This is a genomic window from Acidimicrobiia bacterium (genome assembly GCA_036271555.1).
Classification (GTDB): domain Bacteria; phylum Actinomycetota; class Acidimicrobiia; order IMCC26256; family PALSA-610; genus DATBAK01.
Genome location: DATBAK010000077.1, coordinates 13,028 through 34,029 on the forward strand (window position 1 = coordinate 13,028; position 21,002 = coordinate 34,029).

24 protein-coding genes are annotated in these 21,002 nt (G+C 70.6%); 18 read left to right on the forward strand and 6 right to left on the reverse strand.

The window, feature by feature from the left end:
- Positions 1-9 precede the first annotated feature (9 nt).
- The 3 genes from VH914_17440 (at position 10) to VH914_17450 (ending at position 2,771) form a co-directional block, all read left to right on the forward strand.
- On the forward strand, positions 10-657 hold the full coding sequence (locus VH914_17440) for a TetR/AcrR family transcriptional regulator (protein ID HEX4492993.1): 648 nt from the start codon (positions 10-12) through the stop codon (positions 655-657).
- Between the two features lie 99 nt (positions 658-756).
- A complete protein-coding gene (locus VH914_17445; protein HEX4492994.1) occupies positions 757-2,322 on the forward strand; it encodes an NAD(P)/FAD-dependent oxidoreductase in 1,566 nt (521 codons plus the stop codon).
- Positions 2,319-2,771 carry an SRPBCC family protein gene (locus VH914_17450; protein ID HEX4492995.1) on the forward strand — a complete coding sequence of 151 codons (453 nt, stop codon included), beginning with the start codon at positions 2,319-2,321 and terminating at the stop codon, positions 2,769-2,771. Before VH914_17445 ends, VH914_17450 begins: the two co-directional genes overlap by 4 nt.
- A gap of 17 nt (positions 2,772-2,788) precedes the next feature.
- Here VH914_17450 and VH914_17455 read toward each other — a convergent pair whose 3' ends face one another.
- Both VH914_17455 and VH914_17460 read right to left on the reverse strand, forming a co-directional pair.
- On the reverse strand, positions 2,789-3,883 hold the full coding sequence (locus VH914_17455) for a HAMP domain-containing sensor histidine kinase (GenBank protein HEX4492996.1): 1,095 nt from the start codon (positions 3,881-3,883) through the stop codon (positions 2,789-2,791).
- Positions 3,880-4,557: a response regulator transcription factor gene (locus VH914_17460; protein ID HEX4492997.1), complete on the reverse strand. Its 678-nt coding sequence runs from the start codon at positions 4,555-4,557 to the stop codon at positions 3,880-3,882. The genes VH914_17455 and VH914_17460 overlap by 4 nt, the downstream gene beginning before the upstream one ends.
- Positions 4,558-4,653: 96 nt before the next feature.
- Between VH914_17460 and VH914_17465 the strand changes: the two genes are divergently transcribed.
- From VH914_17465 to VH914_17510, 10 genes are all read left to right on the forward strand, one after another.
- Complete coding sequence (locus VH914_17465; GenBank protein HEX4492998.1) at positions 4,654-5,145, forward strand: M15 family metallopeptidase; 492 nt, start codon at positions 4,654-4,656, stop codon at positions 5,143-5,145.
- Complete coding sequence (locus VH914_17470) at positions 5,142-6,161, forward strand: NAD(P)-dependent oxidoreductase (protein HEX4492999.1); 1,020 nt, start codon at positions 5,142-5,144, stop codon at positions 6,159-6,161. Before VH914_17465 ends, VH914_17470 begins: the two co-directional genes overlap by 4 nt.
- The gene (gene vanA / locus VH914_17475; protein ID HEX4493000.1) at positions 6,109-7,146 is read left to right on the forward strand and encodes a D-alanine--(R)-lactate ligase; all 1,038 of its coding nucleotides are present in this window, start codon (positions 6,109-6,111) and stop codon (positions 7,144-7,146) included. Before VH914_17470 ends, vanA begins: the two co-directional genes overlap by 53 nt.
- 1 nt (position 7,147) lies before the next feature.
- A complete protein-coding gene (gene vanX / locus VH914_17480) occupies positions 7,148-7,756 on the forward strand; it encodes a D-Ala-D-Ala dipeptidase VanX (protein HEX4493001.1) in 609 nt (202 codons plus the stop codon).
- Positions 7,757-7,793: 37 nt separating this feature from the next.
- A complete protein-coding gene (locus VH914_17485) occupies positions 7,794-8,702 on the forward strand; it encodes an acyl-CoA thioester hydrolase/BAAT C-terminal domain-containing protein (GenBank protein HEX4493002.1) in 909 nt (302 codons plus the stop codon).
- Positions 8,703-8,923: 221 nt separating this feature from the next.
- Positions 8,924-9,553, forward strand: coding sequence for a hypothetical protein (locus VH914_17490; protein ID HEX4493003.1), 630 nt, complete (start codon positions 8,924-8,926; stop codon positions 9,551-9,553).
- 322 nt (positions 9,554-9,875) lie between these two features.
- On the forward strand, positions 9,876-11,000 hold the full coding sequence (locus VH914_17495) for an acyl-CoA dehydrogenase family protein (protein HEX4493004.1): 1,125 nt from the start codon (positions 9,876-9,878) through the stop codon (positions 10,998-11,000).
- On the forward strand, positions 10,997-11,866 hold the full coding sequence (locus tag VH914_17500; protein HEX4493005.1) for a PhnD/SsuA/transferrin family substrate-binding protein: 870 nt from the start codon (positions 10,997-10,999) through the stop codon (positions 11,864-11,866). Before VH914_17495 ends, VH914_17500 begins: the two co-directional genes overlap by 4 nt.
- Positions 11,832-13,010 (forward strand): ferritin-like domain-containing protein, encoded by a 1,179-nt coding sequence (locus VH914_17505; protein HEX4493006.1) that lies wholly within the window; start codon positions 11,832-11,834, stop codon positions 13,008-13,010. The genes VH914_17500 and VH914_17505 overlap by 35 nt, the downstream gene beginning before the upstream one ends.
- Positions 13,011-13,069: 59 nt before the next feature.
- On the forward strand, positions 13,070-13,726 hold the full coding sequence (locus VH914_17510; protein HEX4493007.1) for an HAD family hydrolase: 657 nt from the start codon (positions 13,070-13,072) through the stop codon (positions 13,724-13,726).
- 21 nt (positions 13,727-13,747) lie between these two features.
- Here the strand turns inward: VH914_17510 and VH914_17515 are convergent, their stop codons facing one another.
- Positions 13,748-14,050, reverse strand: a complete 303-nt coding sequence (locus VH914_17515; protein ID HEX4493008.1) for a hypothetical protein — start codon at positions 14,048-14,050, stop codon at positions 13,748-13,750.
- 23 nt (positions 14,051-14,073) lie between these two features.
- Between VH914_17515 and VH914_17520 the strand changes: the two genes are divergently transcribed.
- On the forward strand, positions 14,074-14,238 hold the full coding sequence (locus tag VH914_17520) for a hypothetical protein (protein HEX4493009.1): 165 nt from the start codon (positions 14,074-14,076) through the stop codon (positions 14,236-14,238).
- Between the two features lie 580 nt (positions 14,239-14,818).
- Here the strand turns inward: VH914_17520 and VH914_17525 are convergent.
- Both VH914_17525 and VH914_17530 read right to left on the reverse strand, forming a co-directional pair.
- Positions 14,819-15,283 (reverse strand): hypothetical protein, encoded by a 465-nt coding sequence (locus VH914_17525; protein HEX4493010.1) that lies wholly within the window; start codon positions 15,281-15,283, stop codon positions 14,819-14,821.
- A 203-nt stretch (positions 15,284-15,486) separates the two neighbouring features.
- A complete protein-coding gene (locus VH914_17530; protein ID HEX4493011.1) occupies positions 15,487-16,353 on the reverse strand; it encodes a helix-turn-helix transcriptional regulator in 867 nt (288 codons plus the stop codon).
- Positions 16,354-16,453: 100 nt separating this feature from the next.
- On the opposite strand from VH914_17530, the gene VH914_17535 reads away from it, so the two are divergent.
- Positions 16,454-17,020 carry a YceI family protein gene (locus tag VH914_17535; protein HEX4493012.1) on the forward strand — a complete coding sequence of 189 codons (567 nt, stop codon included), beginning with the start codon at positions 16,454-16,456 and terminating at the stop codon, positions 17,018-17,020.
- Positions 17,021-17,024: 4 nt separating this feature from the next.
- On the opposite strand, the gene VH914_17540 is transcribed toward VH914_17535, so the two are convergent.
- On the reverse strand, positions 17,025-18,473 hold the full coding sequence (locus VH914_17540) for an AMP-binding protein (protein HEX4493013.1): 1,449 nt from the start codon (positions 18,471-18,473) through the stop codon (positions 17,025-17,027).
- A gap of 186 nt (positions 18,474-18,659) precedes the next feature.
- Here VH914_17540 and VH914_17545 point away from each other — a divergent pair, with 186 nt between their 5' ends.
- The 3 genes from VH914_17545 to VH914_17555 all read left to right on the forward strand — a co-directional run bounded on the left by VH914_17545 (position 18,660) and on the right by VH914_17555 (position 20,981).
- Positions 18,660-19,409, forward strand: coding sequence for a hypothetical protein (locus tag VH914_17545; GenBank protein ID HEX4493014.1), 750 nt, complete (start codon positions 18,660-18,662; stop codon positions 19,407-19,409).
- Between the two features lie 97 nt (positions 19,410-19,506).
- Positions 19,507-20,124 carry a GNAT family N-acetyltransferase gene (locus VH914_17550; protein ID HEX4493015.1) on the forward strand — a complete coding sequence of 206 codons (618 nt, stop codon included), beginning with the start codon at positions 19,507-19,509 and terminating at the stop codon, positions 20,122-20,124.
- Between the two features lie 68 nt (positions 20,125-20,192).
- Positions 20,193-20,981: a G1 family glutamic endopeptidase gene (locus VH914_17555; protein ID HEX4493016.1), complete on the forward strand. Its 789-nt coding sequence runs from the start codon at positions 20,193-20,195 to the stop codon at positions 20,979-20,981.
- The last annotated feature ends 21 nt before the right edge of the window (positions 20,982-21,002 follow it).

Sequence of the window (21,002 nt, forward strand, 5' to 3'; positions counted from 1 at the left end):
CTTGACGCGATGAGCGTCGCCGACACCGCCGCCGCGACGCGCGCGATGGTGATCGACGCCACGATCGACTGCATCCTCGAGGAAGGCTTCTACCGCGCGAGCTCGAACCGGATCGCCGAACGCGCCGGAGTGACGTGGGGTGTGATCCAGTACCACTTCGGGACGCGCGAGTCACTCCTCCTCGCGACGTTCCAGCAGGGCATGCTCGAGCTGATCGACACGCTCGATTCCGCGGTGATCACGGGCGACACCTTCGAAGCACGGCTCGAATCGCTTGCCGACGTGATCTGGCGCTTCTACCGGCAGCCCCGGTTCGTCGCGTACGAACAGCTCACGCTGAACCTGCTGCGCGATCCGTCGATCGATGTTGCGACCGTCCGTCTGGTCCGCCGCCAACAGGCGAAGATCGGCACGCGGCTCACCGAGCTCACCACGCAGGTTGCCGGCGCGGAGATCGCCGACGTGCTCCCGCCTCCGGCACTTCTGCACATCCTGCGCGGCCTCGCGATCGGCCTTGCGCTCTCCGATGCGGTGCCGCGTCGCGCGCGTCACGCCCCCGAAGCTGTCACGACGGATCTCGAGCGGCAGGTTCTGCTCGCCGCCCTCGGCGCGCTCGTCCGCGACGCACAACGGCACGGTCGCACTTCCCAGCGGTGACTCGCCGCGGCTCGATGCCGTCGCCACGGAGACGCGCTCGCGCGAGTGCCCTCGACCGCCGGGGATTAGCGAGGCCGGTGCGCGGGCATGGGTGTCGGGTTGAGCACCCCGGACGCCGTCGTCGTCGGCGCGGGCCCGAACGGGCTCGTGGCCGCAAACCTGCTGGCCGAGCGCGGCTGGCACGTCGTCGTGCTCGAGGCGAAGGCGACCCCTGGCGGCTCGGTCCGTTCGACCGAGCTGATCGAGCCGGGCTACGTGAACGACGTCTGCAGCGCGTTCTATCCGCTCGGCGCGGCGTCGCCGGTGCTCGCGCGGCTCGGGCTCGAGCAGTACGGGCTGCGGTGGTTGCACGCGCCGCTGGTCGTCGCGCATCCGGCGCTCGACGGCAGCTGTCCCGTGCTGTCGCGCGACCTCGACACCACCGCGGCGAGCCTCGACGCGTGCCATCCGGGCGACGGTGACGCGTGGCGTGCGCTGTACGCGCGGTGGACCAGGATCGAGCGCGCAATCCTCGCGACGCTGTTCGCGCCGTTCCCGCCGATCGCGGGAACCGCACGACTCGCGACGCGCATTCGACCGCGCGACTACACCGAGTTCATTCGCTTCCTCCTGCTGCCCGTGCGCCGCCTGGGGGAGGAGCACTTCGGAGGCGGCGCGGCGCGGCGACTCGTGGCCGCGAGCGCGCTGCACGCGGATCTCGCGCCCGAAGCCGCGCTCAGCGGGTTCTTCGGCTGGTTGCTGACGTCGCTCGGGCAGCGCGTCGGGTTTCCCGTACCGGCCGGAGGCGCGAGCGGGTTGACCGACGCGCTGGTGCGGCGGCTCGAGCACTTCGGAGGCGAAGTGCTGTGCAACGAGCCGGTCGAACGAGTCGTCGTCCGTCGCGGGCGCGCGGTCGCGGTCCGCACGCGCGACGGGACGGAGATCGGCGCGACGCGCGCGGTGCTCGCCGCGGTGTCGGCGCCCGCGTTGTACCGGCGGATGCTCTGCGCAGACGATCTCCCCGCGGGCTTCCGGTCGCGACTGCAGCAGTTCCAGTGGGACAACGGCACCGTGAAGGTCGACTGGACCCTCGACGGTCCCATCCCGTGGACGGCCGACGCCGCGCGCCGCGCCGGCACCGTGCACCTCGTCGAGAGCGTCGACGCCCTGACCCGCATCGCCGCAGAGACCGTGTGCGGCGACATCACCGACGACCCGTTCCTCATCGTCGGGCAGCAGAGCATGACGGACCCGAGCCGCCAGCCCGCGGGAAAGGAGACCGCGTGGGCGTACACGCACGTGCCCCATCCGGATCGCGCGCCGGCGTCGAAGGACCCGACGGTGATCGCGCGTCTCGTCGAACGGATGGAAGCGACCGTCGAGGCGCACGCGCCGGGCTTCCGGCAGCTCGTACGCGGCCGCCACGTGTTGACGCCGTCGAGCTTCGAGACCGAGAACCCGAGCCTCGAAGGCGGCGCCTTGAACGGCGGCACCGCACAGCTGCATCAGCAGCTCGTGTTCCGGCCGTTCCCGGGGCTCGGCCGTCCGGAGACGCCGGTCGCGAGCCTGTTCCTCGCGTCCGCCGCGGCGCATCCGGGAGGCGGCGTCCACGGTGGTCCGGGTGCGAACGCGGCGCGCGCCGCCGTGTTGCACGACCGGCTCGCACACATCGGGAGGCGCACATGAGCGTGAACCGCATCGACGTCGACGCATCACCGCATGACGTGTTCGCGGTGTTGACCGACCCGGAGGCGTACGTCGACTGGGTGCTCGGCGCCAAGCGGGTGCGCGCCGTCGACCCGGAATGGCCGGCGCCGGGTTCCCGCTTCCACCACGCCGTCGGCGCGCCGGGCGTCGAGCTCAAGGATTCGACGAAGATCCTGCGGATCGAGCCCGATCGCGTGCTCGAGCTCCAAGCTCGTTTTCGTCCGCTCGGCGAAGCACTCGTGAAGCTCGAGCTCGAGCCGCTCGCCGGCGGTCGGCGCACCCGCATCACGATGCGCGAGGAGCCGAAGGGCAAGGTTCCGCAGCCGTTCGGCTTCGTGCTCGACATCGCGACGAGCGCGCGCAACGCGCTCTCGCTGCGCACGCTCGCGCGTCTCGGTCGCGAACGAGCGGCGCGCGCCGCGGGCTGACGCGACCGCAGCGATCGTCAGTCGCTCGCGGTAGGCAGCTGCACCGTCGCGCGCAGGCCGCCGCCGTCGCGCGGCGTGAGCGTGAGGGTGCCGTCGTGTGCCTGCGTGATGCTCTTCACGATCGCCAGACCGAGGCCGACTCCGGCGTGGTCGCCGTGCACGCGTTCGCTGCCGCGCCGAAACGGCTCGGTCAGCGTGGCCACCAGGTCGGGGGTGAGCGGCTCGCCCGTGTTCTCGACGCTGAGCACGGCACTTCCGGCCTGCACGCCGGTCGTGACCCACACGGTGCCGGCTTCGGTCGCGTTGTGGACGATCGCGTTGTGCACGAGGTTCGTCGCCAGCTGGAGCAGGAGCGCGGGTGAACCGGTCGCGACCGTCGTCGGGCCCGAAGTCTCGATGGTGACGCCGCGGCGCTCGGCGAGCGGCAGCAGCGTCTCGGTGGCGTCCTCCGCGACGAGCGAGAGGTCGACGGGCTCGCGCGTGAACGACCGTTGGTCGGCCCGACTGAGCAGGAGCAGCGCTTCGGTGAGGTCGATCGCGCGCGTGTTGACGGCGTCGAGACGTTCGAGGAGCTCGCGCGGGTCGAGGTCCGGATCCCTGCGCGCGACGTCGAGCAGGGTCTGCGTGATCGCGAGCGGCGTGCGCAGCTCGTGCGATGCGTTGGCGGCGAATCGCTGCTGTTCGGCCACGTGCGCTTCGAGCCGCGTGAGCATGGCGTCGAAGGCGTCGGCGAGCTCCCGGAACTCGTCGTTGGGGCCTTCCAACTGGATCCGATGGGAGAGCGATCCGCCCGCGGCGACCCGGGTGGCGTCGGTGATGCGCGTCAACGGCGCGAGCACCCGGCCCGCGAGCAGCCACCCCCCGCCGAGACCGAACACCAACAGGCACGCGAGCGTGACGGCGGCGGCCGGCCCGAAGTCGCGGAGCAGCGCACCGCGGCCGGGCGTGATCAGAACCCGCGCGCCGTGGACGATGACGTCTTGCCCTCGCGGCACGTATCGCAGCAGGAACAACCACACCGCGCCGAGCAGCAGCGCGCCCCCGAGCATGACGAAGCCCGCGTAGCTCAGGGTGAGCTTGAGCCGAACGCTCAATCCCGGCTCTCTCGTCACCGTTGCGTCCCTCCGGACGCGGGCGCGGTATCGATGCGATAACCGACGCCCGCGACGGTGGCGATGACCCAAGGCTCACCGAGTCGCTTGCGCAGTGCGGAGACGGTGATGCGCACCGCGTTGGTGAACGGGTCGGCGTTCTCGTCCCACGCGCGCTCCAACAGCTCTTCGGCGCTCACGACACCGCCTTCCGCCGCGACGAGGACTTCGAGCACGGCGAACTGCTTCCGGGTCAGCGCGATGTACCGGTCGTCGCGGTAGACCTCGCGACGGAACGGGTCCAGCCGCAGCCCCGCGATCTCGCGCACCGGCGGGCGGCTGAACGCGCGCCGTCGATCGAGCGCGCGAAGGCGGAGCACGAGCTCGCGGAGCTCGAACGGCTTCGTGAGGTAGTCGTCGGCGCCGAGCTCGAACCCGCTGGCCTTGTCGTCGAGTCGGTCGGCCGCGGTGAGCATGAGGATCGGCATGCCGCTGCCCGACGCGACGATGCGCGCGGCGATCTCGTCGCCGGTCGGTGCCGGGATGTCGCGGTCGAGGACGGCGATGTCGTAGGCGTTCACGCCCAGCAGCTCGAGCGCGGTGTCGCCGTCGCCGGCAATGTCGGCGGCGATCGCTTCCAGCCGCAGGCCGTCGCGGATTGCTTCCGCCAGATAGGGCTCGTCCTCGACGATCAAGACACGCGTGCCCGGATGCTAACGAGCGGGTGCCTTTCGTCGGCATATCGAAAATCACGTACGGGCCCGCAACGCCACTCGGCGTTGACTCGGCGGGTGACCAGATCCACCACCGACCTCGTGCGCGACGCTCTCGGCGCGGCCGACGGCGTCGTGCCGGCCGGTGTGACGGTCTTCGACGGCGACCACCCCGCCCTCGCCAACCTCGATCCCGCGCTCCTGCGTGCCCTCTGCGCCGCCGCGACGGACGCGGCGGGCGATGGAGTCGGCCTCTTCGTCGAGAGCGGCTGGCGTTCTCCGAAATACCAGCAGCACCTCCTCGACGAAGCGATCTCGAAGTACGGCTCGAGCGACGAAGCGGCGCGATGGGTGGCCTCGCCCGCCACGTCGGCGCACGTTTCCGGGAACGCGGTCGACATCGGTCCCGTCGCGGCGACGGCGTGGCTCTCGGAACACGGCGCGCGGTACGGGTTGTGCCGGATCTACCGCAACGAACCGTGGCACTACGAGCTGCGCCCCGACGCGATCGACCACGGTTGCCCGCCCATGTATGCGGATCCGTCGCACGATCCCCGGATGTGGCCGTGACCCAACTCGGGCTCACCGTCTACGGCTGCGAGCCGGACGAGGCGCGGCTCTTTCTCGAGTTGTCGCCGCGGCTCGGGATCGTTCCGACGATTTCGAGCGACGCGGTCTCGGAGGCGGGCGTCGTCTCGGTGCCGCGAAACCGGTGCGTCAGCGTCGGGCACAAATCCGAGATCTCGGCTCCGATCCTGCGCGCGCTGCAGCACGCGGGCGTCGAGTACGTGTCGACGCGCAGCATCGGCTTCGATCACATCGATCTACCGGCCGCGGAACGCGCGGGCATCGCGGTCGAGAACGTCGTGTACGCGCCCGACGGCGTCGCCGACTTCACCGTGATGCTGATCCTGATGGTCATTCGGAACGTCAAAGCAGTGCTCGGTGCTGCCGAACAACATGACTTCCGGCTCGGCGCCCTCCCCGGCAGAGACCTGCGCGACCTCACGGTCGGCGTCGTGGGCGTCGGGAACATCGGCACCGCCGTGGTCACGCGCCTGCGCGCGTTCGGATGCCGCGTGCTGGCTTGCAACAACGGGCCGACGACCGCGGCCGTCGCGGACTTCGTGTCCCTCGACGAGCTGCTCCGCGAGAGCGACGTCGTCACGCTGCATCTGCCGCTCGATCGCGACACGCATCACATCATCGGACGCGCACAATTCGAAGCGATGAAGCCGGGCGCATCTCTCGTCAACACCGGTCGTGGCGCGCTCGTGGATACCGCCGCGCTGCTCGTCGCGCTCGAGACCGCAAGGCTCGGTGGTGCGGCACTCGATGTGCTCGAAGGGGAAGACGGGGTCTTCTACCGCGATCGCACGACGAGTCCGGTCGACCATCCGTTCCTGCTGCGGCTGCAACAGCTGCCCAACGTGATCGTCACTCCGCACACCGCGTACTACACCGCGCGGATGTTGCGCGACACGGTGGAACAGACGCTCGTGAACTGCCTGCGCTTCGAAAGGAACCAAGCCCATGCATCGACTCAAGGTCGCGATCTTGTTCGGGGGCTGCTCGGAGGAGCATGACGTCTCCGTGAAGTCTGCAACCGAGATCGCGGCGAACATCGACACACGGAGATACGAGCCGCTCTACATCGGCATCACGAAGTGCGGCGTGTGGAAGACGTGCGCCCGGCCGTCCGTCGACTGGGAAGCCGGGGATTGCCGGCCCGCGGTGATCTCGCCCGACCGGGAGACGCACGGGTTGCTCGTCGGCGCGCGTGATGGCTGGCGCGCGGTTCGCATCGACGCGGTGTTTCCGGTCCTGCACGGGAAGTCCGGTGAGGACGGTGCCGTCCAGGGCCTGCTCGAGCTGTCCGGCATTCCGTACGTCGGATGCGGAGTCCAGAGCTCGGCGACCTGCATGGACAAGTCGCTCGCGTACGTGGTCGCGAGCCGCGCGGGGATCGACACTCCCGAGTTCACGATCGTCGACGCGGGCGAGACGCACGTACCCCACGACCTCGCGTACCCCGTGTTCGTCAAGCCCGCGCGTTCGGGCTCGTCGTTCGGCGTGACCAAGGTCGAGGGCGCGGAAGCGCTGGGCGCCGCGCTCGCTGCGGCGCGGCAGTACGACTGCAAGGTTCTGATCGAGCAGGCCGTTTCCGGCACCGAAGTCGGCTGTGCCGTGCTCGGGAGCGGCGCGCACCTGATCGTCGGAGAAGTCGATCAGATCGAGCTCCGCCACGGCTTCTTTCGCATCCATCAGGAGACCGAGCCGGAGCAGGGCTCCGAGAACGCGGTCATGACCGTTCCCGCGGCACTACCCGAACCGCAACGCGACCAGATCCGGCGCGCGGCGAAGCGCATCTATGCCGCGCTCGGCTGCGAAGGCCTGGCGCGCGTCGACATGTTCCTGCAAGCCGACGGCCGCATCGTGCTCAACGAGGTGAACACGATGCCCGGGTTCACGGCCTACAGCCGCTATCCGCGCATGATGGCCGCCGCCGGCATCGAGCTCTCCGAGGTCGTCGACCGCGGCATCGCGATGGCGATGGCGATGGCGCGGTGACGTGGACGCCGGATTCGTCTTCCTCGACGAAGTGCTGCGCGGCGTCCGGTGGGACGCCAAGTACGCGACCTGGGACAACTTCACCGGAACGCCGGTCGACGGATACGAAGTGAACCGGGTCGTGGGTTCGCTCGCCCTCGCGAGCGCGTTGCTCGAGGCGAAGACGCGGGCCGCTGCGATCGGCTTCGGCTTGTTGCTCTGGGACGGGTATCGCCCGCAACGCGCGGTGAACCGGTTCTTGGAGTGGTCGGGACAGCCGGAGGACGGCCGCACGAAGTCGCGTTTCTATCCGAACATCGGGCGGGTCGAGATGTTCGCGAGCGGATACGTCGCGACGAAGTCGGGCCACAGCCGGGGAAGCGCGGTCGACCTCACGCTCTACCGACTCGACACCGGCGACCTCGTGCCCATGGGCGGAGGCCACGACCTGATGGACGCGCGCTCGCGTCACGGCGCGGACGGAGTGTTGGGCAACGAAGCGCGAAATCGTCAGACCTTGTGTTCGGTCATGGAACGCAGCGGCTTCGAACGGTACGAGTGCGAGTGGTGGCACTACGCGCTGAGCGACGAGCCGTATCCCGACACCTACTTCGACTTCCCGATCCTGTAGGTGCGTACCGACCACTCCCGTGTGATCATCTGACGCGATGCCGATGGCGGTCGAGACGACGGAGATCCGCGACGACGGAATCGTCGGTGTGCTCGCGACTCCGACGGGTTCCGATCCGACTCCGGGCGTCCTGCTCCTCGGTGGTTCTGAAGGTGGTCTGCACGCGCGCGACGCCGAAGCGCTCGCGGCCGAAGGTTTCACCGTGCTCGCGTTGGGCTATTTCGGAATGCCCGGCCTGCCGCGCGGCCTCGTCGAGATCCCGCTCGAATACGTCACGCACGCGCTCGGCTGGTTGGGCGCACGCTCGCGTGATCCCGACCGGCTCGGCGTCACGGGCGGTTCACGCGGTGGTGAGCTCGCGCTGCTCGTCGCCGCACACGACGAACACATCGGCGCGGTCGTCAGCGTCGTGGGCAGCGGCGTGCTGACGCCCGGCATCGACTTCGGTCGGGGCGCGCTGCTCGACATCCTCACCCACGCTCCGCCGTCGTGGACGATCGGTGGCTCGCCCCTCCCGTTCCTCGACCATGTCTTCCCCGAGGAGCTGCGCGCCGGCGTCGCGGCGCGCCGGCCCGTGCGGCTCGCGCTCGCGTTCGCGCCACCGCCGAGCGATCCCCTCGAGCTCGAACGGGTGAGCATCCGCGTGGAGAACACCCGCGGCGCCGTGCTGCTCGTCTCCGCGGCCGACGACGGCGGCTGGCCGAGCACGCCCTACAGCCAGGTCGCCGCCGACCGCCTCGCGGCGGCCGGGCATCGGTTCCCGTACGAGCACCGGATCCTCGACGCCGGTCACCTCATCGCGGGACCGCCGGGTGCGCCGATGAAGACCACGACCGGGCCGGGGCCCGGCGTCACCTTCGAGATGGGCGGAACGCCCGCCGCGAACACCGCGGCGCGGGCCGAGGCCTGGCGGCTCACCGTCGACTGGTTCCGCGAGCACCTGTAGCCGGAGTCCGCGCGCCGACCGATCGGTTCCGAAACGGTCGAGAATTCGTGTCCCGGCGCACGTCAGGAGCGCGAGCCGAGCCGGCTTGCGTCCTCGGCGACGAGGGAGAACGCGCCGGCGCCGGGGCGCTCCGGACCGAAATCCGCATCTTTGGCGCAGTTCTCGATAGCGTGCCCGTCGGGCGTAGGCGCTGGCCGCCTCCAGCGCGGGAGGACTGACGCATGAGAACTGTGAAGACTTTGACTGGCCTCGCGATCGTTGCCGTGTCGCTGGCCATCGCGATACCGGCCGGCGCGCACACGTTCGCGGTCACGGGGAGCGCGTCCTGCTCCGACGGATCGCACCTGGTGACGTGGAGTATCACGAATGATCTCCCGCGCAAGGACATGAACGTCAGCGCGACCGCGGAGGCGGCAGGTACTGCGTACGACGTGTCGGTGGTGACGAACCCGGTACCGGGCGGTGGCACCACGTCGGCCACGACGGTGGTCCCCGGCGCGGTCACCGGCGACATCACGATCACGGTCGTCGCGACGTGGCCCGACGAGTTCACGAGGACCGAGACCGCGACCGTCGGACTGCCGACCGCGTGCTCCACGACGACCTCCACCACACCGCCGACGACGGTGACGTCGCCCACGTCGACCGTGCCGCAGTCCGTCGAGGGCGTGTCGACGTCGGTCGTGCCGTCGACGACGACACCTACCGGTGTCGAGGCGGCCGAGTGCGGCCCGGGCGAGCTCGCCTGCACGGGTTCCGACACCGGAACGCCGGTGGCCGTCGGCTTCGGGCTGTTGGTCGTCGGTGCGGCGATGATCGCGATCCGGCGCCGGCCGGTCGAGGACCGCTGAGCGAACACCTTTCGAACGACCGGATCGCGCGTCGGCCTCGGGTCGGCGCGCGATTCGCGTCGCCTGCCGGCGCGATGACCGCCGCGGCACATGATCCTCGTCGATGCCAAGGACTCGTCGCGGCTGCTCGCGCGATCGGGCGGACGTCGTAGTAGACACGCGCCGGATGGTCACCGACTCGCGAGAGGGGGACGCCGTGCCGCGCCGCCGCTGAGCCGCTTGGTGTGTGCATCCGGTCGGATGCAGCCGATCCGGGCTCCGCGGTCGCGTCGAGACGTGCGTGACGGGGGCTCGCTGACTTCACGCACTCGAAGGAGTCCCCATGACGTTCGATGTCGACGCGTTCGAGCGCGTCGTCTCCGATGTTGTCCTCCCGCACGCGCGCACGATCGACGCGAACGGCGAGTGGCCGACGGAAGGTCTGGCCGCGCTGACCGCGGCCGGAGTGCTCGGGCTCACCGTCGCGAGCGATCAGGGCGGCGGCGGGGGGTCGATGGCCGATGCCGCGCTCGTGATCGAGCGCCTCGCGACCGCCTGCGGCTCGACCGCGATGATCGTCCTGATGCACTACGCCGCGACCGCGGTGATCGAGGCGCACGGTCCGGCCGAGGTTCGTTCGGCGATCGGTGCGGGTTCGCATCTGACCACGCTGGCGTTCTCGGAGTTCGGTTCACGCAGCCACTTCTGGGCACCCGCGGGCACCGCGACGATCGCCGGCGACCGAGCACGACTCGATGCGCGCAAGAGCTGGGTCACGAGCGCGCGCGCCGCGACGAGCTACGTGTGGTCGAGTCGCGCGGTTGCGGGCGACGCGGGCATGACGCTGTGGCTCGTGCCGTCCGCCACGCCGGGTTTGGAGTGTGGAAGCGAGTTCGACGGTCTGGGCCTCCGCGGCAACGGCTCGGTGCCCGTCACCGCCACCGGTGCCGCGATCGATCGTGACGCGCAGCTCGGCGACGACGGCGCCGGCCTCGACATCGCGCTCGCGACCGCGCTGCCGTGGTTCCTCGTGCTGAGCGCCGCGTTCTCGCTCGGACTCATGGAGGCGGTCACGAGCGAGACCGGATCGCACTTGTCGTCGACGCGCCTCGAGCATCTCGGTGTGACGCTGATCGAGCAGCCGATCGTGCGCGCCGACTTCGCTCGCATGCGGCTCGCGACCGACGCGACGAGGGCGTTCCTCGCCGACACGCTCGGTGCGCTCGCCGCGGGTCGCGAGGATGCGGTGCTGCGCGTGCTCGAGAGCAAGGCGCTCGCGGCGGAGGCCGCGATCGACGTGACCGACCTCGCGATGAAGGTGTGCGGCGGCGCGGCGTTCCGCAAGGAGCTCGGCATCGAGCGCCGCTTCCGCGACTCGCGCGCCGCGCGGGTGATGGCACCGACCACCGACGCGTTGCTCGACTTCGTCGGGCGCGCGGTCAGCGGCCTGCCGCTGCTCGACGCATGAGCGCCGGTGACCGTGCGCTGCTGCTCGGCGCCGTGGCCTACGACCCGAAGGTGGTGACGATCTGGGACGGCTTCCGCGCGTGGTTCGCGGAGCAGGATCTGCCGTTCGACTTCGTCCTCTACTCGAACTACGAGCGTCAGGTCGACGACCTCATCGCCGGGCGCATCGACGTGGCGTGGAACTCGCCGCTCGCGTGGGTGCGCGCGCGGCGCGCCGCCGTGGCCGCGGGTTGCCGGGTCTCCGCGCCGATCATGCGCGACACCGATCGTGACCTCACTTCGATCGTGATCGCGCGCGCCGGGAGCGGGATCGAGACCACCAATGATCTCCGGGGCAAGGTCGTGGCAACGGGCGCGGTCGACTCCCCGCAGGCGACGCTGCTGCCGCTCGACCGTTTGCGCGGCGACGGCCTCGAGCCCGACACGGACTTCATGGTGCGCCGCTTCGATGTGGGCGTGGGATTGCACGGTGACCACGTTGGTGGCGAGCGCGACGCGGCGCGTGCGCTGGTCGCCGGCGAGGTCGACGCCGCGTGCATCCTCGCCGCGAACCACTTGGTGTTCGCGCGCGAAGGCACGCTCTCGGCGGACGCGATCCGCGTCGTGGCCGAGACCGAGCCGTTCGATCACTGCAACATGACGGTCAACGACGACGTCGCCGACCGCGCCGACATGGCGCGCTTCTGTGAGTTGTTGCTCGGCATGGACTACGGCGACGACCGCGTGCGCCCGTTGCTCGACCTCGAGGGTCTCACCCGCTGGCTTCCCGGACGATTGGATCTGTATCAACCGCTCGAACGCGCGGTCGACCGCGCCCGGTTCTACGACGACGATGGACGCATCACCGCCCGCGACTATCGACCTTGACGACCTCGGTTTCGAGGGCGGCGCGCATCTGCTGATCGATCGCGCGCTGCACCCGCTCGCGCCGGGTGATCGTGTGCGCGTCGTCGGTTCGCACCGCGACCTCGCGCTGCACCTCCGCAGTTGGGCGCGCAGTCAAGGTCACGCGGTCGACGGCGACATCCTCACGAAGGGCACGACCGGCGCGCAGCGCTGGCGCAGCGCGGTTCGCGCCGGCACCGTTGATCGTCCCGCCGACCGCGCCGATCCGACGTGGGGCCTTGCGGCGCGCGGCGCGCTCGTCGAAGGCGGCGGGCCCGCGCTGACGAGCGCCGACCTCGTCGAGCGCGACGTCGTGTGGGCCGACATCGCGGCGAAGCTCTACGCGCAGGCGCTGGCCGGCCAGTGGGATCCGAACACCGCCATCGACTGGCGCAGCGACGACGATCTGCCGCCCGAGGTCGAGGACGCGGTCGTGCAGGTGATGACCTACCTGATCGAGAACGAGCAGGCCGCCTTGGTGGTGCCGGCGCGACACCTCGCGCGGATCCATCCGCAGTTCCGCGAAGTGGTCGCGTTCCTCGCGACGCAGATCGCCGACGAGGCCCGTCACGTCGAGGTGTTCACGCGACGCGCGCTCCTGCACCGGACGACGTTGGGGACGTCGAGCGTCGGTGGTCGGGCTTCGTTGCAGACGCTCGTCGACGAGCCCGACTTCACGCTCGCGTCGTTCCTCTTGAGCGTGCTCGGCGAAGGCACGTTCCTCGACCTGCTGTCGTTCCTCGAGCGCCATGCTCCCGATCCGGTGACCCGCAGGGTCGCGCAGCTCACCCGGCAGGACGAAGCCCGCCACGTCGCGTTCGCGCAGGCACATCTCGAGCACCGCGTCGCGACCGACCCGATGGTTCGCGGCGCGCTGTCGACCGCGATCCAGCGGCGCCACGACGCGCTCCGTCAGAGCACCGGGCTCAATGCCGACGTGCACGATGCGCTCGTGCTGCTCGCGGCCGGCGCGTTCACGCCCGCGGCCGTGCGCGTCGGCTGGGATCGCGTCCACGAGCTCGAGGCCGCGATGCGCGAGGGTCGCCGGCGCCGCCTCGCGCGACTCGGCTTCCTGCCCGACGAAGCCGAGCGGCTCGCGTCACTCCACACCCGCAACTTCATGTGAGATGCGGGGCGGCCCCCGTCGCCGGGTTACGCCCACCCGCGCGCGGGTAGCAGGGGCGGATGCAGGACGCCGCGGTCTTCGTCGACGTCGACGGCACACTGGTCGACAGCAACTTCCATCACGCGATCGCGTGGTCCCGCGCACTGCGCGATCACGGCGAGAACGCGCGGCTCGCGGCGATTCATCGACTCGTCGGCATGGGCGGTTCCGAGCTGCTCGAATCGTTGATCGGACGCGACGACGACGCGATCCGCGCGTCGTGGCGCGAGCACTTCGACCAATTGCTGCCCGAGGTCCTTCCGTTCGAGGGCGCGGCAGAGCTGCTCCGCGCCTTTCATGCGCACGGTGTGACGGTCGTGCTCGCGACGTCGTCGCCCGAGGACCTCCTCGATGTCCTGCGGGCCAAGATCGGCGCCGACGACGCGATCGACGTCGTGGTCACGGCCGGCGATGCCGATCAGGCGAAGCCGCACCCGGACATCTTCGACACCGCGCTCGAGAAGTCGCACGCGGATCCCGGGCGCGTCGTCGTGTTGGGTGACTCGGTGTGGGACGTCGAGGCGGCGAAGCGCGCGCACCTGCCGTGCGTCGGCGTGGAAACCGGCGGCTTCAGTCGGATGGAGCTCGAAGCGAGTGGCGCGGTCGCGGTCTTCCGCGATCCGGCCGATCTGATCGCGCGGATGGCCGAGAGCCCGTTCAACGATCTCTGGACGTGAGCGCGGACGAGGACGAGCTCGTCACTCGCGGCGCAGGCTCTCGGCCGCGCTGATTCGCGCCGCGGCCGCGGCCGGAACCAGTGCGGCGGCGTTGCCGGCGACGAGTGCGGCCGCGGCCACCGCGACGATCGTGCCGACCGGGACGACGTTGTACACGGCGATGCCGAGCCAGTGCGCGGTCAACGACCAGAGCAGTCGCCCCGCGAAGACCCCGGCCGGGATCGCGAAGACGAGCGTCGCGATCAGCGCCGCGACCGCGAGCCCGACTCCGAACGTGGTCGACCGGACCGGGACCGCCGAGTCGCCGCGCCCGGCGTCGAACACGAACCGCAGCCCTGCAGCGACCGATGGCGAGCTCGTGGAGCGGGTCACGTTCTCCGCCCGCCGAACCGGTCGCGCTGCGCGCCGGCGCGGGGCACGACCCGCCGCCGATCGCGTTCTGCCGCGCGACCAACACGAGGATCGCGAGCACCGACCCGGCGACCACGGTGACGTCGACGTCGATCCCCTGATGCGGCTCGAGCGCGCGCATCGGACCGATCGGCATGAGGAGCGAACCGGCGACCGCCGTCACCGTTGCGACGATGCTCGCGACCACGCCGATGCACGCGCCGCGCAACAGACCGACGCGCGCGAGATCGGCGCGCGTCGCACCAAGCGCGCGCAGGATCGGACGTCCCGATGCCTCGAGCCGCTGCTGACGCGTCGCGATCTGCGCAACGACGGCTGCGCCGGCGAGCAACGCGAGCCCCGCGAAGACCCAGAGCGCGACGACGTAGGGGCGCAGTGCGCGTCGCGCGCGCTGCAGCGTGCCGCTCAGCTCCTCGAAGTCGAGGACGTTCCCGCCTGCGACGCGGCGCGCGTCGCGCTCGAACCGCGTGAGCTGCGCGTCGTCGTGCAGCTGCACGCTCATGCCCGAGTAGAACGATCCGAGCGGCGCGATGCGGCGCGCCAGAGTGCGCCAGAGGTAGAGGAACGGCGACCGGCGCGGGTCGTCGGGCGCGCGCGTCGCGTCGTCGAGGGGACGAACGACGGCCGCGACCATCAGGGTCGTCCGGTCCTGCAATTTGGGCGCACCGCCATTCGGATCCGTCACCGCGGTCGCGTCGAAGAAGCCGACGGCGAGCCGGCTCCGACGTGGAGATGGTCGACCTTCTCGGCGGTCTCGTTGATGACGAGCGCGTTGGTGTCGTCGGGCGCCGGCATCCGTCCGGCGGCCACCGCGGCCCGGTCGATGGTGCGCAGCTCCGCGCCGTCAGGGCTGGCGATGATGGCGGTGCCGCGCGCCGACTCGACGAAGCCGAAGTCGGGACGACCGCTCGCGTCGACCGGCACCATTGGCGCGCCGACCTCGATGCTGGACCGTGCGACTTCCGGCAGCCGCGCGAGCTGCCGGTATCTCGATGCGGCGAAGGTGCCGTTGTCGGGATTGGCGAGGACGTCGGCGGCCCGTGTGTCGACGACGACCCGATGCAGCGACGAATCGGTCCGGCGCGCGCCGGCAACGGCCGTCATCACGACGCCCGCGGCGAAGCCGACGAGCACGCCAATCGCCATCCAGGTCGGCCAGCGGGCGCGGCCCGCGGCACGAAGTTGGAACTACGCGGCCGTCACGAGATGGATTGGAGCGCGCGCGGCCTCGGTCACACAATCGTGGCGTCACGGCCGTCGGGCGGGTGGTGGCACGCCCTGTGACCGAGTCGTCGCGTGCGGCGGCGACGCTGCTCGAGCGGGTCGAGGCGCGACCGATCGCAGGCGCGTCAGCGGTTGACGACGACCGACAGGCGCGCCGGGGTCTGGGGCCGGTGTTCGTCGACGAGTGCGGCGAGGCGCGGCGCAGTGATGTCGTCGGCGGCGCGCCACGTGACGAGACGCTGGTCGTCGTCGGCGAGGAGCAGGACCTCGTACGCGATCGCGAGCGCCCCGGCCTCCGGATGCTCGAGCCGCTTCGTGCCCCGCTGCTTCTCGCCGACCGGGTGCGTCGACCAACGCGCGCGGAACTCGTCGAGCGTGAGCAGGTCGTCGAGCAGCACGCGGAACGCGGCGTCGTCGCCCCACCGCGGCTCGGCGGCGCGCAGCCGTGCGACCTGCTCCGCGGCGGCGGCCTCCCAATCGCGGTACACCGAACGCGCTCGCGGATGCGTGAACGCGAAGCGGGCGAGATTCGGCGGAACGTCGTCGAGCAGGCCGAAGCCACCGACGACGCGCGCCCACTGGTCGTTCCAGGCGATCACGTCGCCGATCGGGCCGACGACGAAGGCGGGCGCGTCGAGGCTGTCGAGCAGATGACGCACACCGGCGCCGACGTTGGTCGCGAGCGGTGTCGCTTCGGGGCACAGCTCACGCGAGTTCGTGATTGCGGCGAGCCGTGCGAGATGCGTGCGCTCTTTGTCGTCGAGCTGGAGGGCGGCCGCGAGCGCCGCGATCACCGACGTCGACGGGTTGACGTCGCGACCCTGTTCGAGCCGCGTGAGGTAGTCGATGCTGACGCCCGCGAGCGCCGCGACCTCTTCCCGGCGCAACCCAGGCGTGCGCCGCCGGCCGTGATCGACGAGGCCGACATCGGTGGGCCGCAGCGCCTCGCGGCGGGCCCGCAGGAAGGCGCCGAGATCGGTCGGTCCGCTCACCGCACCAGTGTGACGCACCGCGCCGGGCCCATCCTGGTCCCCGCACTCCCCGGATCGAACCGGCCTTCCTCCGCGGCGCCGGCGGGGTGACGATCGTCGCATGACCACTGGCCCCGCCAAGACCCTGCCCCTCGTCCCCGGCCGTTGGGCCGTGGACCCCGCCCACTCGTCCGTCGGCTTCAGCGTCCGCCACCTCGGCGTGTCGAAGGTCCGCGGCCGCTTCAACGCGTTCGCCGTCGACGTCGTCGTCGGCGCCACGCTCGAGCAGACGTCGGTGACCGCGACCATCGACGTCGCGTCGATCGACACCGGCGTCGCCGACCGGGACGCGCACGTGTTGAGCGCCGACATCGTCGACGTCGCGCGGCGGCCCACGATCGAGTTCCGTTCCACTCACATCACGGAAGCCGGCGACGGCTACGAGCTGCAGGGCGATCTCACGATCGGAGAGATCACGAAGCCGGTCACGCTCGCGTTGGAGCTCGGTGGTGTCGGTGACTTTCCGGGCGGACCGCGTCACGCCGGTTTCGAAGCGACCACGCAGATCCGTCGCAAGGACTTCGGCATCGACGTCGCACTGCCGCCCGGCGTCAGCGCGGTTGCACTCGGCGACGTGATCAAGGTCGAGATCGACGTGCAGCTGCTCGAGCCCGGCGCCGACGCGTGAGTCGCTACGCGAGCCGGTCGGCGCGGAGCTGGCTGCGCCGCACCTTCCCGGCGTCGTCGCGCAACGGCGCGTCGACGAGCTCGAACGTACGCGGCAGCTTGTAGGTCACCAGGCGTTCCGCGAGGAACATGCGGACATCCGCTTCGTCGAACACATCCGTATCCGCCTCGACGATCGCGTGGATGCGGTTGCCCTTGTCGTCGTCGGGCAGACCGATCACCGCGCAGGAACGGACCGCGGGGTGCTCGAGCAATGCCGCCTCGACCTCGGCCGGATACACGTTCGCGCCGCCCGTGAGGATCATGTCGGCGACGCGGTCACCGAGATACAGGTAGCCGTCGTCGTCGAGCCAGCCGTTGTCGCCGAGCGACTCCCACCCTCCCTCGCGCGTGCGCGCGGTCGCGCCCACGTAGCGGTACGACGGCGTGGTCCGCGCCGATTGCATCCACACCTCACCGAGCTCGTTCCTCGGAAGCTCGTTGCCGTCGGCGTCGCAGATCGCGATCGCGCCGCCGGTCGGCTTGCCCACCGAGCCGCGGTGCGCGAGCCATTCCTTCCCCGTGATGATCGTCGCGAGCTGGCCCTCGGTGCCGCCGTAGAGCTCGAAGATCTTCTCGGCACCGAGCCACTCGATCCACGCGTCCTTCAGCCACGCCGGGCAGGGCTCCGCGAGGTGCCACACGACGCGCAGCGACGAGACGTCGTACGCGTCGCGCACGTCGTCGGGCAGCGCCCAGATGCGCTTCATCATCGTGGGTACGAGGTAGACGACCTGCGCGCGATGTGTCGTGATCGCGGCGAGCGTGCTCTCGGCGTCGAAGCGCGGGAGCACGATCACCTCGCCGCCCCAGATCAACGCGTGGCACGACCACACGATCGGACCGTTGTGGTACAGCGGGCCCGGCATCACGAGGCAGTCGTCCTCGCGGAACGCGAGCAGCGGTCCCGCGTCGAGGTCCACGAGTCCGGGATCACCCGCGACGATGAGCTTCGGACGGCCGGTCGATCCTCCGGACGTCGGTGCCTTCCACGCGGGGCTCACCGCGTCGGGCAACGGCGCGCGCTCGACGCGTTCCGTCGGTTGGTAGCCAAGCGGCAGGCACCACCGCGCGCCGAGCGAGCCCGGCTCCGCGCCGATCACCACGGCCGCGTCCGCGAGCTCGACGATCGCCTCCAGCTCGCGACGAGGGAGCCGGCTGCTCAACGGCTGCGGGATCGCGCCGAGCTTCCACGCCGCGACCGTCGCGACGAACCAGTCGACCGAGTTCGGCAATGCGATGCTCACCATCGAGCCGACTTCGACCCCGCCGTCGGCGAGGTCGCGTGCGAGCGCGTCCGCGCGAGCCTCCAGCTCGCGGCGCGTCACGCGCTCGGTGCCGCACGTCACCGCGGGGTGTTCGGGCTCGGCCTCGGCGAGGTCGGTCAACCGGCGGGCGTACGAGACGGTGCGCATGTCGGCGTGCAGTGTGCCTCGCGCGACGCGTCGGTCGCAGAGTGCGCTGATCAGGACCGACGCCCGGCGCGATGTCGCGCGGGCGCGACACGTGCCGGAAATCGCGGCCGGGTTCCGGCGCGGCGATCCGTCGCGCCCTACGGTGGGCGCACCAGCCAACAACCCCCACGGACGGAGGGTACGCGCATGCGGAGCATGTTCCGAAGCGCGAGCGTGGTCGCGCTCGCGATGATCATCGGCACCACGGGAGCGCTCGTCGACGCCGGCGCCGGCGGCGCGAAGGTGCGGTACGCCGCGGGCACCTACACCGCGAGCTTCCCGGACTCGACGGGCAGCACGCTCGTCGTCACCAACGCGACCGGCTCGACGACGTCGGGAACGTTCGAGTTCACCGACTTCGGTGACTTCGGCACCTGGGTCGCGCAGGGCAAGACGGTCGCGTTCCTCGTGTCGGCGTCGAGCGTCGGTCACGAGGGTTCGGTATTGATCGCGAAGCTCTCGGCGACCGGCCTCGCGCCCGGCGAGCTCGGCGCACCGGGCGAGACCGAGCAGCCGTGGAGCGCGACGCGCGTCGAAAGCGTCGCCCCGAGCGCATCCTCGGCCGCGAGTGCGAACGCGATCGCGCGCGCCGCGGCGCCGAAGGGCGTGTACTACGACGCGGTGTTCGACGGCACGGTCGACGACACGTTGACGACGGTGCACTACCAGGGCACCCCGACGTCCGGGATCTTCGGCTTGACGAACCTCCAGGATCTCGGCGTGTGGGCGAAGCTCGGCAAGCAGATCGTCCTGGGCATCACGTACGGCGAGGACGCGGGCATCGTGCTGCTCGGTACGCAGTCGCCGACCGCGATCAGCTCCGTGGGCGCGCCCGGCGTCTACTACCAGGAGAGCACCGGCGTGCATCCCTGGTACGCGACCAAGCGCGCGACCTGACCGAGTGTGACATCCGGTACGTGTGAATCGAGGCCACGGTTTTCGGGCCCCGGCAACGACTCACGCCACCTGGTGCGCGCTGCTTAGTGTGCGGGCAATGCCCGACATCGACATCGATCACATGCGCGGCGACGAGCGCGACGCGGCGGTGCTCGCGCTCGCGCGAGCGTTCCACGACGACCCGCTCTTCAACTTCCTCGTCCCGAACCTGCGCAGCCAGTCGCGCGCGCTCGTCACGTTCATGGGCTCGCTGCTCGCGGACGCGCGTCCGTTCGGTGAGGTATGGGTCGCGCGCGCTGATCGTGCGATTGCGGGTGTCGCGGTGTGGCTGCCGCCGGGCGCGTTCCCGCGCGGCACGCGCCGCGAGGTCGCGGCGTACGCGCGCGAGATGCCGTCGGTGCACCGGCTCGGTCGCCGGCTTCCCGCCGCGCTGCGACTTCAAGCGCTGCTCGACCGCAAGCACCACGAGGTCGCCGAGCCGCACTGGTACCTCAGCCTGCTCGGCACCGACCCGTCGTTCCAGCGTCGCGGTGTCGGCAGCGCGTTGCTCGCGCCCGTGCTCGCGCGCGCACACGAGCAGGGAATTCCCGCATACCTCGAGACGCAGAAGGAAATGAACGTGCCGTATTACCGGCGCCACGGGTTCGAGCTCGTCGAGCAGATCCAGGCGCGCGGGTGTCCACCGATGTGGACGATGTCGCGCGCGGAACCCTGACGCCGAGCGAAGCGCCGGATACGGTACGGCGCGCGTGGGTGGGGAAACCGAAACCGAGGAGATGACGGATGAAGATACGGATGTCGGTGGGTTCGGTAGCCGTCAGCGCGTGCGCGCTCATCTCGATGTCGCTTCCGGTCGCGGCATCGGCGGCATCGGCTGCCCCCGCGGTGCAGGCACCGAACCATCGCGTTGGTCGCGTTGCCGGGTGGCCCGGAAGCACGTCGGGCAACTGGTCCGGCTACGCGGGAGTCGCGAACGGGATCAAGCTCACGTACGCGAGCGCGACGTGGAAGGTTCCGAAGGTGCAGGCGAAGCAGGGCTACTCGTCCAGCTGGGTCGGCATCGACGGCGCGAACAACAACAACCTCATCCAGACCGGGACCGAGCAGGACTACATCAGCGGGCATTTCGTCTACCGCGCGTGGTGGGAGATCCTGCCCGCGGCCGAGACGATCATCCCGTCGCTCACGATCCATCCCGGTGACACGATGACCGGCTCGGTGAAGAACACCGCCGGGAACAAGTGGGTCATCGCGCTGAAGGACGTCACGACCGGGAAGTCGTTCTCGATCAACAAGACGTACACAGGTCCCGGCCAGTCGGCCGAGTGGATCCAGGAAGCTCCGACCGGATCGGGTGGCGTCCTGCCGCTCGCGCACTACTCGCTCACGAAGTTCTCGAAGATCAAGATCGGCGGGAACTTCTCGGCGCCGGTGAACCCGCACCTCGCGTTCCCCGGCATGGCGATCGCGATGGTGCAGAACGGCAAGCAGTTGTCGACGCCATCGAAGCCCAACGCCGCGGGCAACGCGTTCAACGTCGCCTACGGCGCGAAGCAGCCGGCCGCGCCGTAACGATTGCTGTTCACTCCGCTC

Excerpts from the sequence above, each read along its gene's own strand:
- VH914_17440 (HEX4492993.1), top strand. The coding sequence starts at position 10 with ATGAGCGTCGCCGACACCGCCGCCGCGACGCGCGCGATGGTGATCGAC.
- VH914_17450 (HEX4492995.1), top strand. The coding sequence starts at position 2,319 with ATGAGCGTGAACCGCATCGACGTCGACGCATCACCGCATGACGTGTTC.
- vanA (HEX4493000.1), top strand. The coding sequence starts at position 6,109 with ATGCATCGACTCAAGGTCGCGATCTTGTTCGGGGGCTGCTCGGAGGAG.
- VH914_17485 (HEX4493002.1), top strand. The coding sequence starts at position 7,794 with ATGCCGATGGCGGTCGAGACGACGGAGATCCGCGACGACGGAATCGTC.
- VH914_17490 (HEX4493003.1), top strand. The coding sequence starts at position 8,924 with ATGAGAACTGTGAAGACTTTGACTGGCCTCGCGATCGTTGCCGTGTCG.
- VH914_17495 (HEX4493004.1), top strand. The coding sequence starts at position 9,876 with ATGACGTTCGATGTCGACGCGTTCGAGCGCGTCGTCTCCGATGTTGTC.
- VH914_17500 (HEX4493005.1), top strand. The coding sequence starts at position 10,997 with ATGAGCGCCGGTGACCGTGCGCTGCTGCTCGGCGCCGTGGCCTACGAC.
- VH914_17505 (HEX4493006.1), top strand. The coding sequence starts at position 11,832 with ATGGACGCATCACCGCCCGCGACTATCGACCTTGACGACCTCGGTTTC.
- VH914_17510 (HEX4493007.1), top strand. The coding sequence starts at position 13,070 with ATGCAGGACGCCGCGGTCTTCGTCGACGTCGACGGCACACTGGTCGAC.
- VH914_17520 (HEX4493009.1), top strand. The coding sequence starts at position 14,074 with ATGGCGAGCTCGTGGAGCGGGTCACGTTCTCCGCCCGCCGAACCGGTC.
- VH914_17525 (HEX4493010.1), bottom strand. The coding sequence starts at position 15,283 with ATGGCGATTGGCGTGCTCGTCGGCTTCGCCGCGGGCGTCGTGATGACG.
- VH914_17535 (HEX4493012.1), top strand. The coding sequence starts at position 16,454 with ATGACCACTGGCCCCGCCAAGACCCTGCCCCTCGTCCCCGGCCGTTGG.
- VH914_17540 (HEX4493013.1), bottom strand. The coding sequence starts at position 18,473 with ATGCGCACCGTCTCGTACGCCCGCCGGTTGACCGACCTCGCCGAGGCC.
- VH914_17545 (HEX4493014.1), top strand. The coding sequence starts at position 18,660 with ATGCGGAGCATGTTCCGAAGCGCGAGCGTGGTCGCGCTCGCGATGATC.
- VH914_17550 (HEX4493015.1), top strand. The coding sequence starts at position 19,507 with ATGCCCGACATCGACATCGATCACATGCGCGGCGACGAGCGCGACGCG.
- VH914_17555 (HEX4493016.1), top strand. The coding sequence starts at position 20,193 with ATGAAGATACGGATGTCGGTGGGTTCGGTAGCCGTCAGCGCGTGCGCG.